Source organism: Shimia litoralis (assembly GCF_005518135.1).
GTDB classification, from domain to species: Bacteria; Pseudomonadota; Alphaproteobacteria; order Rhodobacterales; family Rhodobacteraceae; genus Shimia_E; species Shimia_E litoralis.
Genome location: NZ_SULI01000012.1, coordinates 1 through 14,575, shown reverse-complemented (window position 1 = coordinate 14,575; position 14,575 = coordinate 1). Strand labels below are relative to the sequence as shown.

The 14,575-nt window shown below is 53.5% G+C and carries 14 protein-coding genes; 11 read left to right on the top strand and 3 right to left on the bottom strand.

Annotated elements, in window-relative coordinates:
* Window positions 1–24: 24 nt before the first annotated feature.
* Window positions 25–915 (bottom strand): LysR substrate-binding domain-containing protein, encoded by an 891-nt coding sequence (locus FAP39_RS10950; protein ID WP_138016441.1) that lies wholly within the window; start codon window positions 913–915, stop codon window positions 25–27.
* Between the two features lie 118 nt (window positions 916–1,033).
* On the opposite strand from FAP39_RS10950, the gene FAP39_RS10945 reads away from it, so the two are divergent.
* The 7 genes from FAP39_RS10945 to FAP39_RS10915 all read left to right on the top strand — a co-directional run bounded on the left by FAP39_RS10945 (window position 1,034) and on the right by FAP39_RS10915 (window position 9,959).
* Window positions 1,034–2,221, top strand: a complete 1,188-nt coding sequence (locus FAP39_RS10945) for a 2-aminoethylphosphonate--pyruvate transaminase (RefSeq protein ID WP_138016440.1) — start codon at window positions 1,034–1,036, stop codon at window positions 2,219–2,221.
* Between the two features lie 21 nt (window positions 2,222–2,242).
* Window positions 2,243–3,487 carry a phosphonoacetate hydrolase gene (gene phnA, locus FAP39_RS10940; RefSeq protein WP_138016439.1) on the top strand — a complete coding sequence of 415 codons (1,245 nt, stop codon included), beginning with the start codon at window positions 2,243–2,245 and terminating at the stop codon, window positions 3,485–3,487.
* A 13-nt stretch (window positions 3,488–3,500) separates the two neighbouring features.
* Window positions 3,501–4,949 carry a phosphonoacetaldehyde dehydrogenase gene (gene phnY, locus FAP39_RS10935; RefSeq protein WP_138016438.1) on the top strand — a complete coding sequence of 483 codons (1,449 nt, stop codon included), beginning with the start codon at window positions 3,501–3,503 and terminating at the stop codon, window positions 4,947–4,949.
* A 78-nt stretch (window positions 4,950–5,027) separates the two neighbouring features.
* Window positions 5,028–6,383 carry a (R)-1-hydroxy-2-aminoethylphosphonate ammonia-lyase gene (gene pbfA / locus FAP39_RS10930; protein WP_138016437.1) on the top strand — a complete coding sequence of 452 codons (1,356 nt, stop codon included), beginning with the start codon at window positions 5,028–5,030 and terminating at the stop codon, window positions 6,381–6,383.
* A complete protein-coding gene (locus FAP39_RS10925) occupies window positions 6,380–7,219 on the top strand; it encodes a DMT family transporter (RefSeq protein ID WP_138016436.1) in 840 nt (279 codons plus the stop codon). The genes pbfA and FAP39_RS10925 overlap by 4 nt, the downstream gene beginning before the upstream one ends.
* A gap of 129 nt (window positions 7,220–7,348) precedes the next feature.
* The gene (locus FAP39_RS10920; protein WP_138016435.1) at window positions 7,349–8,713 is read left to right on the top strand and encodes a glutamine synthetase family protein; all 1,365 of its coding nucleotides are present in this window, start codon (window positions 7,349–7,351) and stop codon (window positions 8,711–8,713) included.
* Between the two features lie 100 nt (window positions 8,714–8,813).
* Window positions 8,814–9,959, top strand: a complete 1,146-nt coding sequence (locus FAP39_RS10915; RefSeq protein WP_138016434.1) for an iron-containing alcohol dehydrogenase — start codon at window positions 8,814–8,816, stop codon at window positions 9,957–9,959.
* 136 nt (window positions 9,960–10,095) lie between these two features.
* On the opposite strand, the gene FAP39_RS10910 is transcribed toward FAP39_RS10915, so the two are convergent.
* Window positions 10,096–10,572 (bottom strand): TetR/AcrR family transcriptional regulator, encoded by a 477-nt coding sequence (locus FAP39_RS10910; protein WP_138016433.1) that lies wholly within the window; start codon window positions 10,570–10,572, stop codon window positions 10,096–10,098.
* A gap of 99 nt (window positions 10,573–10,671) precedes the next feature.
* Between FAP39_RS10910 and FAP39_RS10905 the strand changes: the two genes are divergently transcribed.
* Both FAP39_RS10905 and FAP39_RS10900 read left to right on the top strand, forming a co-directional pair.
* Window positions 10,672–11,142, top strand: coding sequence for a DUF2269 family protein (locus tag FAP39_RS10905; protein ID WP_138016432.1), 471 nt, complete (start codon window positions 10,672–10,674; stop codon window positions 11,140–11,142).
* 32 nt (window positions 11,143–11,174) lie between these two features.
* A complete protein-coding gene (locus FAP39_RS10900; protein WP_246059085.1) occupies window positions 11,175–11,858 on the top strand; it encodes a DUF1295 domain-containing protein in 684 nt (227 codons plus the stop codon).
* A gap of 80 nt (window positions 11,859–11,938) precedes the next feature.
* Here FAP39_RS10900 and FAP39_RS10895 read toward each other — a convergent pair whose 3' ends face one another.
* The gene (locus FAP39_RS10895; protein WP_138016430.1) at window positions 11,939–12,286 is read right to left on the bottom strand and encodes a winged helix-turn-helix transcriptional regulator; all 348 of its coding nucleotides are present in this window, start codon (window positions 12,284–12,286) and stop codon (window positions 11,939–11,941) included.
* A gap of 86 nt (window positions 12,287–12,372) precedes the next feature.
* Between FAP39_RS10895 and FAP39_RS10890 the strand changes: the two genes are divergently transcribed.
* Window positions 12,373–13,464 carry an NAD(P)/FAD-dependent oxidoreductase gene (locus tag FAP39_RS10890; protein WP_138016429.1) on the top strand — a complete coding sequence of 364 codons (1,092 nt, stop codon included), beginning with the start codon at window positions 12,373–12,375 and terminating at the stop codon, window positions 13,462–13,464.
* Between the two features lie 193 nt (window positions 13,465–13,657).
* Complete coding sequence (locus FAP39_RS10885; RefSeq protein WP_246059083.1) at window positions 13,658–14,557, top strand: thiamine pyrophosphate-binding protein; 900 nt, start codon at window positions 13,658–13,660, stop codon at window positions 14,555–14,557.
* Window positions 14,558–14,575: the final 18 nt, after the last annotated feature.

The window sequence follows — 14,575 nt, the reverse complement described above, 5'->3', positions numbered from 1 at the left end:
GCTTAGACACTCTGCCCCGTCGCGTTAGCTCGCGGCGGGGTTTTCTTTTTCCGCCAGCGTTTTACGGGCAAAGTCCATGAAGGCACGGATCACTCTGACATCTCGACGCTGAGTGAGATGCACCATGGTTTCGCTCATTTGGATATTGGCATCTTGAAGTTTGATGGGCGTAAATCGATCATCGCGCACAAACTCTGCCAGAGACACAAATCCAATACCGGCACCAGACGCGACAACCTCTCTGACGGCCTCGCGACCCTCGGCGATAATCGCCGGCATAAGGGTGATGCCTTGTTTCTTCGCCTCGTCTTCAAGCTTTTGACGGGTCTTTGAGCCGCTCTCGCGAAACACAAGCGGGTAATTGGAGAGCTCTTCGATCGTAAGTGATTTTTTTGAGGCAAGTAACACATCTCTTGAGGCGAACGCGGTGATTGCCGTTGAGCCAAGATTCAAGGCTTCCATGTCTTTGCCTGGTGACAGGCTGCCGACGATCCCGATTTCAGCGTTATAGGCGCGTAGATCCCCCAAAATCTCTTCCGTATTTCCGGTGCGCAGTACAACAGAGATATTCGGGTATCTTTGTCGAAATTTGCCCAAAACAAATGTGATGTGGTGCGCCGAGTCTGCAATGATCCGCAGCTCGCCGTCGACAACCGAGCTTTTCGACGAGAGGTATTCATCCATTTGCTGTTCGAGCTCAAAATACTGTTTGGTAAATTGAAATAGCTGTTCCCCCTCAGATGTGAGGCGCACGCGCTTTCGCTCTCGGTGAAACAACAGGATGTCGTGATCTTGCTCTAGTTTCCGGACCTGCTCAGAAATGGCGGGTTGCGTTAACAGCAAAAATTCTGCGGCGCGTGAAAACCCCCCAAGATGGGCGACATAGTGGAACGCCCTTAGTTGACTGTGTCGCATCTGACCTCTCCAAATTCATGCATAAGCAGAGCCTATATATCGATTGCTAATTGCAATTTCACATATGGGAGATTTTTCTGCAATGGTGAACTCGAACGCCACTTTCCGGAGACAGTGAATGCCCACTCCTAATGCCAAACTTGAACCGCCGAGATTAGGTGAACCTTACCTGTTGACCCCCGGCCCATTAACCACCTCTTACGCTGTAAAAGAGGCGATGTTGCGCGATTGGGGCAGCTGGGATGACGACTTTCGCGGCATGACTCTGGAAATACGTACGCGCCTTTTGGATTTGCTGGGTGACGGCAAAGACGACTTTGATTGTGTGCCGATGCAGGGCAGCGGATCTTTTTCTGTAGAAGCCATGCTTGCCTCGTTTATTCCACGTGATGGCAAGGCGCTGGTTTTGGCGAATGGCGCCTATGGCATGCGCTCTGCGCAAACGCTGGATTACCTTGGTCGCGCAAATGTTGTGCTCAACAAAGGGGATTATCTGCCGCCACGCGGAGACGAGGTTGCCCAAATTTTGGCTGACGATCCTGCGATCACCCACGTGGTTGCGATCCACTGCGAGACCTCTTCGGGTATCTTGAACCCCGTCGAAGAAATCTCTGAGGTCGTGTATGCCGCTGGGCGCAAACTTTTGATCGACTCGATGTCAGCGTTTGGCGCGATCGAGCTGAAATGCGCTGACATTCGCTATGAGGCGATGGTGTCATCAGCGAACAAATGCATCGAAGGCGTGCCGGGATTTGGTTTTATCATCGCGCGCAAAGCTGAGCTGGAAGCCGCAAAAGGCAACAGCCACTCACTGAGCCTTGATGTGCATGCGCAGTGGGCGCACATGAACAAAACCGGCCAATGGCGATTTACGCCACCGACCCACGTGGTTGCGGCTTTCCTCGTGGCGCTGCGCGCGCACATGGACGAGGGCGGCGTTGCCGGACGTGGTGGACGCTATACCCGAAACCGGGATGTCATGGTTGCCGGTATGCGCGAACTTGGCTTTGAAACGTTGCTCAAGGACCGTTGGTTGTCGCCAATCATCGTGACCTTTTTCTGCCCATCTGACGAGCATTTCGTCTTTGATGATTTTTACGAGAAGATGAAGAACAAAGGGTTCATCATTTACCCTGGAAAATTGACAGTTGTGGACAGTTTCCGCGTTGGCTGTATTGGCCAGATGGATGAGCATGTCATGCTGCAGGTTGTTGCTGCGGCCAAAGAAACACTGGAAGAGATGGGTGTTGCCAATGCCGCTCCTCCTGCAATCGCACTTGAAGAACGCGCCAAGCTGGCCGCTTAAGAATAATAAGGAAATTCCCCGATGACCATTCAAACTCCTGTTGTCGCCAATGGACGCGCCTATCCGGCCCCTAAGGTTTGCGCGATTGCGATCTGCCTTGACGGTTGCGAACCAGAATACTTGGACAAAGCCATTGCTGATGGCTTGATGCCAACCCTCAAACGTATGCGCGAAACTGGGACCGACCGGTATGCACACTCGGTTGTGCCGTCCTTCACCAACCCAAACAATCTGTCGATCGCGACGGGGCGTCCTCCGGTCGTACACGGCATTTGTGGGAACTACCTGTACGAGCGTGAAACTGGCGAAGAAGTCATGATGAACGACGTGCGTTTCTTGCGTGCCCCAACTCTGTTTGGTGAGTTCTATAAAGCTGGCGCGCGGGTTGCTGTTGTCACTGCCAAGGACAAGCTGCGGGCTCTGCTCGGTGCTGGTCTGGAATTTGACCAAGACCGCGCCAAGTGTTTCTCGGCTGAGAAATCCGATACATCCACACAGGAAGAGCACGGTCAGGCCGAAGCCAGCAAATGGCTTGGCATGGCGCAACCCGAGGTCTACTCGGCCGAGCTTTCAGAATTTGTTTTCGCGGCGGGTGTCAAGCTTCTGAAAGAATGGGCGCCAGACGTGATGTATCTGACCACCACGGATTACGTTCAGCACAAGTATTCGCCTGATCAGGCCGAAGCCAAAGCGTTCTATGAAATGTTCGACAAGTACCTGACCGAATTGGATGCAATGGGTGCCGCGATTGTTGTGACGGCTGACCACGGGATGAAACCCAAGCACCATGCCGATGGATCGCCTTCTGTTGTGTATGTTCAGGACCTGCTGGACGAATGGCTGGGTGAAGCAGCTGCACGTTTGATCCTGCCGATCACTGACCCCTATGTTGTGCACCACGGTGCCTTGGGATCCTTTGCGACGGCATATTTGCCCGAAGATTGCGACCACGAAGACATCATGGCCAAGCTGCGTGCCACCAACGGCATTACTGATGTGCTGACCAACGCCGAAGCAGTCGCCCGTTTCGAACTGCCAGCAGACCGTATCGGGGACGTTGTTTTGGTATCGGGTGAAAATATCTGTATCGGCACATCCGAGCACCGTCATGATCTGGCTGCTTTGAATGAACCGCTGCGCAGTCACGGCGGTCTGACCGAACAGGAAGTCCCGTTTATCTGTAACCGCGTCTTGCCCCTGCCTGAGCGTCCCGTTCTGCGCAACTTTGACGCCTTCTTCTACGCGACAGCAGCAGCTGCGCTTTGATCCGGAGGGTTCAATGACAAAAACAGAAATCCGCAATGAGGGGATGCGTATCGGTGGAGAGATCGTCTTCACCGACGACGTCATCGAGGTGAAATACCCTTACACCGAAGAAGTGATTGGCACGGTCCCTGCGGGCACTGCCGAGCACGCCAGAAAGGCGTTTGAGATCGCCGCAAACTACAAGCCCAAACTCAGCCGGTACGAGCGCAGCCAAATTTTGCAGCGCGCGGGCGAATTGATTGGTGAGCGTCGCGAGTACCTCGCAAAATGGCTGACGCTTGAACTTGGTATTTGCCATCAGCACGCCATCTATGAAACCAAACGTGCCCAAGATGTCTATCAATTTGCTGCCGCACAGGCGTTGAATGATGACGGCGAGATTTTTTCGTGTGATCTGACGCACAACGGCAAAGAGCGTAAGATTTTTACCAAGCGCGAGCCTGTAAAAGCGATCTCGGCGATCACCCCGTTCAATCACCCTTTGAACATGGTCAGCCACAAGATTGCACCGTCGATTGCCACCAACAACTGTATGGTGTGCAAGCCGACCGAACTGACACCACTCACGGCGATTGCTCTCGCTGACATCCTCTATGACGCGGGCCTGCCGCCAGAAATGTTCCAAATCGTAACCGGGTTGCCGCAAGACATCGGCAAGGAAATGATGGTGAACGAACATATCGATATCATCACCTTTACTGGTGGCGTACCCGTTGGCAAACTGATTGCAGAGACTGCAGGTTACAAGCGTCAGGCGCTGGAACTGGGCGGTAATGATCCGTTGATTGTATGTAACGATCTGTCTGATGCCGATCTGGAGAAAGCAGCGACGATTGCGGTGGCAGGAGCCACTGGGAACTCGGGTCAACGGTGTACAGCGATCAAACGTATTCTTGTGCAGGAGAGCGTCGCGGACAAGTTTGTGCCATTGGTGCTGGAAAAGGCCAAGAAGATCAAATTTGGTGATCCTCAGGACCCTGAAACCGAACTGGGGTGCGTGATCCACGCACAGGCGGCAGAGCTGTTTGAAAATCGTGTCTTTCAGGCGGCCAAGGAAGGCGCAGAGGTTCTGTATCATCCGGAACGAAGAGGCGCGCTTTTGCCACCAATCGTGGTCGACAAAGTGCCTCATGACAGCGAGTTGGTAATGGAAGAGACCTTTGGGCCGATCATTCCGATCGTGCGTGTTCCCGACAACGACGAAGACGTCATGGCGATTTCAAATTCGACCGACTTCGGACTGAGCTCTGGTGTGTGCACCAACGACTTGAACCGCGCCATTGCCTATATCAATGGTCTTGATGTGGGCACATGTAACATCTGGGAACAGCCGGGATACCGGATTGAAACCTCTCCGTTTGGTGGCATCAAGGACTCGGGTAACGCAGTCAAAGAAGGCGTCACAGAAGCGATGAAGTTCTTCACCAACGTGAAGACATATTCGCTTCCTTGGCCAAATTGACGAGCAACGCTTCTCTAAAGAACTCTCCCTGACTGTGGAGCCCAGAATATCGGGCTTCACTTTTTTGACCGAGGTACCATGAACCAAACTGTCGTACATACCGAAGGTGAATCTAACACGTCCGAGGCGCGAAAGTCGTGGCAAGCAAAATCGGCTGGGCAGAATTCTGAACCTCTGTTGAAACGGGATGCCAAGGCATTCCTGCATCAAAGTCTATCGAGTCCATGTGTTAGCACAATTGCCAAGGCCGAAGGTATTTGGATTGAAGATTCAGATGGCCGTCGTTTCATGGATTTTCACGGCAACTCTGTACATCATATTGGATGGGGGCACCCCAAACTGATTGAGGCGATCAAAGCTCAGTTGGATGATCTGCCGTTTGCACCTCGCCGGTTTACCAACGAACCAGCGGTTGAACTTGCAGAAAAGCTAGCCGAAATCGCTCCGGGTGACTTGAGTAAGACATTATTCACGACGGGTGGATCAGACGCAAATGAAGTCGCGTTGAAAATCGCCCGCGCAGCGACAGGTCGTTTCAAAACCATCAGTTTCTGGGATTCATTCCATGGCGCGGGTCTTGGGGCCGCAAGTGTCGGCGGCGAGGCAACATTCCGCAGTCACATCGCTGGCCCGTTGTTGCCAGGCACCGAGCACGTGGCGCCCTTTGCCTGTTACCGGTGCCCGTACAATCATGCGGGCCCTGATATTTGTGGGCTGGCCTGTGCCAAGATGGTGGAGTTCGTGCTGGAACGCGAAGGGGATGTTGCGGCTGTCATTGCGGAACCTATGCGCGCCGTCCCTTACGTACCCCCAGCAGGGTTTTGGAAGGCCGTGCGTGAAGCGTGCAACCGTCACGGCGCCTTGTTGATCATGGACGAAATTCCCACGGGTCTTGGGAAAACTGGCAAGATGTTTGCGTTCGAACATGACGATGTTATCCCCGACATCGTGACGATGGGCAAAGCCTTGGGTGGTGGTGTTCTGCCAATTGCGGCCTGTATTGCGCGCAAAGAACTGGATGTGTGTGGCGACTTTGCGATTGGGCATTATACCCACGAAAAAAATCCAGTGACGTCCCGTGCCGCTTTGACCACGATTCAGATCATTGAAGAAGAAGGATTGGTCGATCGGTCTGCAGAGCTTGGTGCATATGCGATGGCGCAGCTTCAGGATCGTCTTGGTTCCGTCCCAATCGTCGGTGATATCCGCGGACGTGGATTGATGTTTGGCGTTGAGATTGTTCAGGATCGTAAGGACAAAACAGCGGGAAATGCGCTCGCTGAAAAGATTTATTATGCATGTTTGGATGCGGGTCTGAGCTTTAAGATATCGCAGGGATGTGTGCTGACACTTTCGCCACCACTGACCATTTCGCGCACTGAGCTGGACGCTGCCCTAGATATTGTCGTGACGGCAATCCGGTCCGTGGCGTGACGCTTGGGGTTGGCCTTGTTGTCTTGGCCGCAGCGCTTTTGCATGCAGTTTGGAATGCTCTGGTAAAAGGCGCAGCTGACAAAGCCGTAGTCCTAGGTCTAATTTCTCTTGGGCATGTTGTTCCGGGGCTATTGGTGGTCGCCGCCGTGCCATTGCCGCCTATTGAAACCGTGCCGTTCATTGTCGCGTCAACCGTGATCCACTGGGGATACTATTATCTCCTGAACAGCGCCTACAAGGTGGGCGATTTTAGTTTGGTGTATCCGATTGCCAGAGGGTTGGCCCCGGTTCTGATTGCGCTGGGATCTCAAATCTGGATTGGCGAAACCCTCCCGTTGCTGGCGTGGGTAGGCATCCTGACAGTGTCTGGTGGGATCATGATTTTGGCAGGGGGGGTCTTTGATGGCACGTTGTCCCCCATTGCAATTGTCACTGCGGTCGGGGTCGCAATTTCTGTGACCGCGTATTCTTTGGTTGATGGCGTTGGCATTCGGATTTCCGGCAACCCGCTCGGGTATATTGGGTGGCTTTTTGTGGCCGAAATATTCGTCGCAATTTACATTTTTTGCACGCGGTTTGAACGCTTGCGTGCTGTGTCGATGCGAACGGTCGTCATGGGGTTTGCAGGCGGTGCGATTTCGGGGTTGGCGTACGCCTTGGTGCTCTATGCCAAGACACTTGCGCCTCTTGGTATTATCTCGGCTCTTCGAGAGACGTCCGTGATCTTTGCCGCGTTGATCGGCGTTATCTGGTTTCGTGAAGGCCCTGCAAACAAGCGCTTGGTGGCCGCAATCGTTGTGGTTATTGGAATTGGAATTATTGCGATGGTGGGCTGACCAAGGCGCGTCTCAAAAGAATACTCGGAGTCTTAGAATTATCTCGACAAAGCCCACAGCCCTTGTTTCTGTAGGCATAACTTCAAACTGAGGGTTTCGAATAATCGCCCTCCTGCAAATGGAAAAAATATGTCTGGAACACTTAGTTTTGATGATCTGAAATCCGCCGTCTCTGCAGGAAAAACTGATACGGTTCTGGTGTGCTTTGTCGACATGCAAGGGCGGTTGATGGGCAAGCGGTTTCACGCAGTCAACTTTGTGGAAACGTCATATAATGAAACCCATTGCTGTAACTATTTGCTGGCCACCGATTTGGAAATGGCGACGCCTGACGGATATGCTTCGACCAGTTGGGAAACGGGGTATGGCGATTATGTGATGAAGCCGGACCTTGGGACGATCCGGCCTGTCCCTTGGTTGGAAGGGACCGTCATGGTTTTGTGTGACGTGCTGGATCACCACACGCACGCACCTGTGCCACACGCGCCCCGAGCGATACTCCAAAAGCAGATTGCTCGATTAGACGCCTTGGGCTTTGAGGCCAAAATGGCGACCGAGCTCGAGTTTTTTCTGTTCGACAAAAGCTATGACGACATCCGCAAAGATGGGTTCCGCAATTTGCAACCGGTGAGCGGATACAACGAAGACTATCACATCTTTCAAACCACCAAAGAAGAAGGCGTGATGCGACCAATCCGTAACCATCTTTTTGCGGCCGGATTGCCGATTGAAAACACCAAGGGCGAGGCCGAAGCAGGTCAGGAAGAATTGAACATCCGCTATTCACCAGCATTGGACTGCGCGGATTTTCATTCCATCGCCAAGCACGCCATCAAGGAAATCGCATGGCAACACGGCCACGCGGCAACCTTCTTGCCCAAATGGCATCATGATCGCGTGGGGTCCTCGAGTCACGTCCATCAATCGCTTTGGAAAGATGGTGCCCCGGTTTTCGTGGATGCATCCGCCAAACTTGGGATGTCCAAGTTGATGGGGCATTATATGGCGGGCCTCATCAAATACGCCCCTGATTACACCTATTTTCTGGCCCCCTACGTAAATAGCTATAAGCGGTTTTCCAAAGGTACGTTTGCCCCAACCAAAACGGTTTGGTCTGTAGATAACAGAACCGCCGGGTTTCGGCTGTGTGGCGAAGGAACCAAAGGGGTGCGCGTGGAATGTCGCATCGGCGGCTCTGATTTGAATCCTTATCTTGCTCAGGCCGCGATGCTGGCCGCTGGAATAAAAGGGATCGAGGATCAGTTGGAGCTTGCACCACCCACAACTGGCGACGTGTATGAGGACGCCAAAGCGGGCGACATCCCACAGACGCTGCGAAAAGCCACCGAGACCTTGCGCAACTCGTCATTTCTTCGTGAGGCTATGGGGGATGACGTTATCGACCACTATACGCGTGCGGCGGAATGGGAGCAGGAAGAGTTTGATCGCGTCGTGACTGATTGGGAAATCGCACGCGGTTTTGAACGGGCCTAGGGTCCCTGATCCAAAACGTGGGTCGCGATCCCAAGATTTTTAACCGAACACTGGCAAAGCTGTTTGTCAGAAATCCACCAAATGAATAGGGCTTAACACGATGTCCATTACCGCCAACTGGTCTTACCCCACTTCCATCCGTTTCGGTGCAGGCCGTATTTCGGAAATTGCAGACGCATGTGCTTCGGCCGGAATTCGCAACCCCTTGCTTGTCACCGACCGCGGCCTGGCACACATGGAGATCACCACCAAGACGCTTGATTTGCTTGAGGCAGCCGGCCTTGGACGGGCGATTTTTGCGGATGTGGACCCGAACCCGAACGAAAAGAATGCAGCCTCCGGTGTAAAGGTGTTCAAAGACGGCAACCATGATGGTGTGATCGCGTTCGGAGGTGGGGCCGGGCTGGACTTGGGGAAATTGGTGGCGTTCCTCGCTGGGCAGACGCGCCCCCTGTGGGATTTCGAGGATATTGGTGACTGGTGGATGCGTGCGGACGCAGATGCGATCGCGCCGATTGTTGCTGTGCCAACAACGGCGGGCACGGGTTCTGAAGTGGGGCGTGCGTCTGTCATTACAAACTCGGTGACAGAACAGAAAAAGATCATTTTCCACCCCAAGTTTTTGCCAAGCGTCGTGATCTGCGATCCCGAACTTACGGTCGGAATGCCCAAGTTTATTACCGCAGGGACCGGACTTGATGCCTTTGCCCATTGCGTCGAAGCATTCTGTTCACCGCATTATCACCCGATGTCTCAGGGGATGGCCCTAGAGGGGATGCGGTTGGTGAAAGAGTATTTGCCACGCGCGTATGCAGATGGTGGCGATATCGAAGCGCGGGCACATATGATGTCGGCGGCTTCGATGGGGGCAACAGCCTTCCAAAAGGGGTTGGGTGCGATACATGCATTGTCGCATCCTATTGGCGCGATGTACCACACACACCATGGCACAACAAACGCAGTGTGCATGCCCGCCGTTCTCCAGTTCAACAAACCAGAAATTGAACACGTCATGGGTCAAGCTGCGAATTATCTCGGCATCGACGGGGGCTTTGACGGGTTCTGCACGTATGTGGATGATCTGAACGCGTCTCTTGGGATTCCCAAGTCTCTGACGGCTCTTGGCATTGATGCCCCTGATATTGACCGTATTGTTCAAGGGGCTCTGGATGATCTAAGCACTGGCGGGAATCCGGTGACGATGACGGCGGAAAATACGCGTCGCTTGTTGCTTGAGATTGTCTAGGGCAGTGACGTTCTTACGGATTTGATCCCGCGCAGGGTCTTCGACATCTGCGCGGTTTAATGGGCCATTTCTGATGCTCCAACGTTGTTCATTCGGACGCCATTCCGACTGGGTCAGGCCACAGCCCAGCACAGGGCTACTTGCCGGAAATGTACTCTAGCATCAACTTGCCGAACATTTGGGCCAATGCCTCTTCTGCGTTATCATCGCCGACGATGTTTGCGACGATGTTGCGAAAGGCGGCGATGGCGACTTGCATGGCCTCGTCCCCCGCAATTTCAGCTCGGTTTTTGCCACGCAGATAGTCAAAGACCAGCGCCATCTCGGACGCAAAGTTTTGACGTAAAGCATCCGCCAGCCGCTCTAGGTTCTCTTGCTCGGACAGGTTCGGATCGACAAAATTGGCGTCAAATCCTGTCAAAATTTGTCTGGTACAGGCCAGGAATAGGTCTTCTTTGGTGGGGAAGTAGTGATAGAGCGCGCTTTTCGAGACCCCCAAATATGAGGCAACCTTGCGCATACTGGTCCCTGCATACCCGTGATCCGAGAAGTACTTCGCGGCCCGCTGGGCTAAATCCTGACTGTGGGCTTGGTGGTCGACAATTTTCGGCATTTTATTTCGTCCGTTTGGTCTAGATAAGATTGACATGAATGCCAAGAAGGGTCCATAGATGATTAAATAGTCCGGTTGGTCGAAAAAATTGGCGATGTCATGCCTGATCTACTCTTTTCTGTGAAACTTGTTCACATCTTATCCGTGATCCTGATGGTCGGAGCGACTATCATAAACGGCGTTATCCATTCTCACGCGCGCCGATTGCCCCCGACTGAGGCGACGGCGTTGTTACAGGTAATTTCCAGCGTCAACTTACTCATGATGGGTCCATCATTGTTGGTCATTCCGGTCTCAGGTCTGTGGATGGTCAAGCTATTGGGGTATGACGTGTGGACGGGCTGGCTGTCGTTATCGATCGCTCTAAGCATGGCACTTTGCGCCGCCTTTCTGGTGGGGGATCGTTTCGAGCGACGGTTGCTAGATATCGCGCAACAGGCATCACTTGGGAAACTTATGCGCCTGCCGACCTGTTATGAAATTACGTTTGCCAAAGCAGCGCCCATAGGAGGTGCGGCGTTAGTGATGAGCGTCGCGGCGCTGGTCCTTATGGTCTTTAAGCCGTTCTGAGGAACAGCGACGACCCGAAGCGAAAGTGTGTGATGATGACAACCAAGTATGGCGGGGTGGACCGCGCGCATGACAATTCTGTTGGGATCAAGGTGATCTTTGCCGTCTTACACGGCTGTGTCGTAACGATCTGTCTGTGGCTGGCCTTTGGTGGGATCGTGTGGCCCGACCCGATACGCGCCAAAGTGTTGGCCACCGCGGCAGTGTTGTATTGGCTGCGCCACATGATCACCCTGTTCGTGTTGTTGCAGCGTAAGGTCGCCTTGTCTGAAGGGCTGGGGTTGACCGCTTTCATCGCGATCTTCGAGATCGGCTTCCTGCTTTTGGGCGCCGGGGTGATTTCTGGGAAGGCCACACCGTTTGGCGTGTGGGACGGTGTTGGCCTTGCGCTTTTGGGAATCGGATCTTTTCTGAATACGGCTTCCGAACTTCAGCGCCGCCGGTGGAAAAAACGTCCAGCTTCAAAAGGGCGTTGTTATACGGGCGGATTGTTTGGGTATGCGATGCATATCAACTATTTCGGCGACAGCATATTGTTCACCGGATGGGCCATTCTAGCGGCATCGATTTGGGCGTTCTCGATCCCTGCATTGATGACGTATTTGTTCATATTCTACCATATCCCACCGCTTGATGCGTATCTTGCGGATCGCTATGGGGATGAATTCCGCGTCTATGCCAAGAAAACGGCAAAGTTCGTGCCGTTCCTCTATTAGGCACGGATGACCACCGGCCGTGCCTCGCCTATGGATGGTCGGGCTGCAAGTTGAATGCGTTGTCGTCTCCCTCGCGACAGCTATCCAGCTTTGGGTGATGGTTCAGGCATTTTGTCGGCGTTGGCTTCCGCCCATTCGTGCATCGCCTGGAGCAAGGGCCCCAAGCTGTGCCCCAAGGGTGTGAGGCTGTACTCGACATGTGGTGGAATTGTCTTGAAGTCTTGCCGAGAGACAAAGCCGGCCTCCTGTAGCTCGGTCAGTTGACGTGTCAGGGTCCGGTGCGTGATGTTTCCCAAATTCCGTTGAAGTTGGTTGAAACGATAGGAATCCTGAGAAAGCCAAAACAAAATCAACAACTTCCAGCGACCAGAAATCGCGGAAATCAATGTCTCGACGACACAATTTTTATCCGGTCCAGATATTTCCATTACAGTATCCTAGATGATCGTACTTGTTGTTTGGGCCATGCAAATTTACCTAGGGATGACAACATAAGCAAGCAGCAGGTGCCGTCATGGTCAGAAAGAAAATCGTCATCGTTGGTGGGGGGTATGTTGGATTTGAGGTGGCCAAGGAACTGGATGCGCATGCCGATGTGACGCTGATTGAGCAACGCGAGGCTTTTGTCATGCCGCCTGCAGCCATTCGCGCCATTGTTGATACGACGCTGTTGGATCAAATCATCCTGCCCTATGATCATTTGCTGACCGAGGGCCAAGTGGTTCGTGGACGTGCTGTGTCGATATCGCAGTCTGATGTCACTTTGGAAAACGGGGCGGTGTATCCGGCTGATGTCATCGTCGTCGCCACAGGATCGTCCTATGCGGCTCCGTTTAAACCAGCGGGCCAAAGCATCGATGATTTTCGTCAAGCCAGCGCACAGGTAAGTGCGCAATTGACCGAGGCGAAGTCGGTCGCCATCGTTGGGGCCGGTGCCGTTGGTACGGAGCTTGCTGGGGAAATTGCATCGGCGCACCCGAGCAAGGACGTGACGTTGATTTCGTCGGATGACAGGTTGTTTCCGATGTATCCGGCTCGGTTGGGAGATCAGCTCAAACGCAAGCTTGAGCACCTTGGAGTTTCCATTGTTTTTGGACAAAAAGCGCAAGATTTGCAGAGTGTAGACATGCCCTTCAACGGTTCGGTTGCCTTGGCCGACGGGCGGGTAATATCAGCCGATCTTGTGTTCCCCGTGATTGGATCAAAACCACAATCAAAGTTGCTCGAAGCTTTGCCGGGCGTCGCATTTGGTCCGTCTGGCCGGGTCAAGACCGACCGCTGGATGCGCCCTGCGGGACTTTCGAACGTCTTCGTTGCCGGAGATATCGCAGACCTAGGCGATGGTATGACGATTGTCGCGATTTCCCGACAGACCCCATGGCTTGTTAAGACCTTGAAGCGGGTTCTGGGCGGTGGACCTGTTGAAGAGCAAAAGGCTTACACGCCATGGAAGTTGCCGCCGATCTTGGTGCCGCTTGGACCGGTAGTTGGCAACAGTTGGCTCTTCTTGACCGTGGGTGACTGGATCACCCGCAAGATGAAGGGGAGCGCGTTGTTCATACCTAAGTATCGCAAAGCGTTTGGTCTTTCTGGTGACAAAAAATAGGGTGGTTGGCTTAGGTGACCGCCCAGCCCGTCTGTGGTTTGGCTCGTAGGTGGGGTTCGTTGTGAAAATGCCGCATGAATGAGTGGTATTGCGCGGAAATTCCGCAAACTCTCTTTTGCTAGCGCGAACAACGCGCCCTTTACGCATCTATTATCAGATATCTGGTTTGAAATCGCGACAGGAGAACACACCGATGAAAAGCCAAATGCATGTCTATCAATCTATTGCCCGCGCGGTAAGCGAGCACGGCGTCGATACGATGTTTGGATTGATGGGCGACGCCAATCTGTTCATGGTCGACAGTTTTGTGCGGGACTGTGGCGGCCGGTTCGTTCCTGCCGCGCACGAGGGCAGCTCGGTACTGATGGCGTTGGCGCATGCCCACGTTGCAGGTAAAATAGGCGTCGCCACAGTGACGCATGGCCCTGCACTGACCAATTGCATCACGGCGCTGACGGAGGGCGCAAGGGGGCATATTCCGATGGTTTTGCTTGCGGGGGATACACCTGTCGCCAACCCGCGGCATCTTCAAGGTATCGATCAACGCGAACTGGTTAAAGCAACCGGAGCCGGTTTCGAGCAAGTTCGGACGCCCGACACGGTTGGCATGGATGTTGCGCGGGCCTTTTATCGAGCACAAGTCGAACGTCGCCCTGTCGTTTTGAATATGCCGTCTGACTTTATGTGGCAGGAGGTGACGCACGAGCTTCAGGTGCTTGACGTATTCACCGCACCGGGGGGGGTTGCCCAAGGCGATATTCTGGACGAAGCCATCGGTATGATCGCGTCTGCGCGTCGACCATTGATATTGGCGGGTGGCGGGGCCGTTGGAGCGCGCGACCAGTTGATTAAGCTGGCTGATCGGCTTGAGGCCCCGCTTGCGACAACGTTGAAGGCCAAAGGACTATTTAGGGATCATCCGTATAACATCGATATCTTCGGGACACTTTCCACGCCCGCAGCTTATGAGTTGATTGCGCAATCTGATTGTATCGTTTGTTTTGGAACGGGGTTGCACGACTTTACGACGGACCGTGGCAAGTTGATGAATGAAGTGGTCCTGCTTTTTAGGACAGGTTTGCGGCTTGGCTAAGATGCATCTGGTTTATGT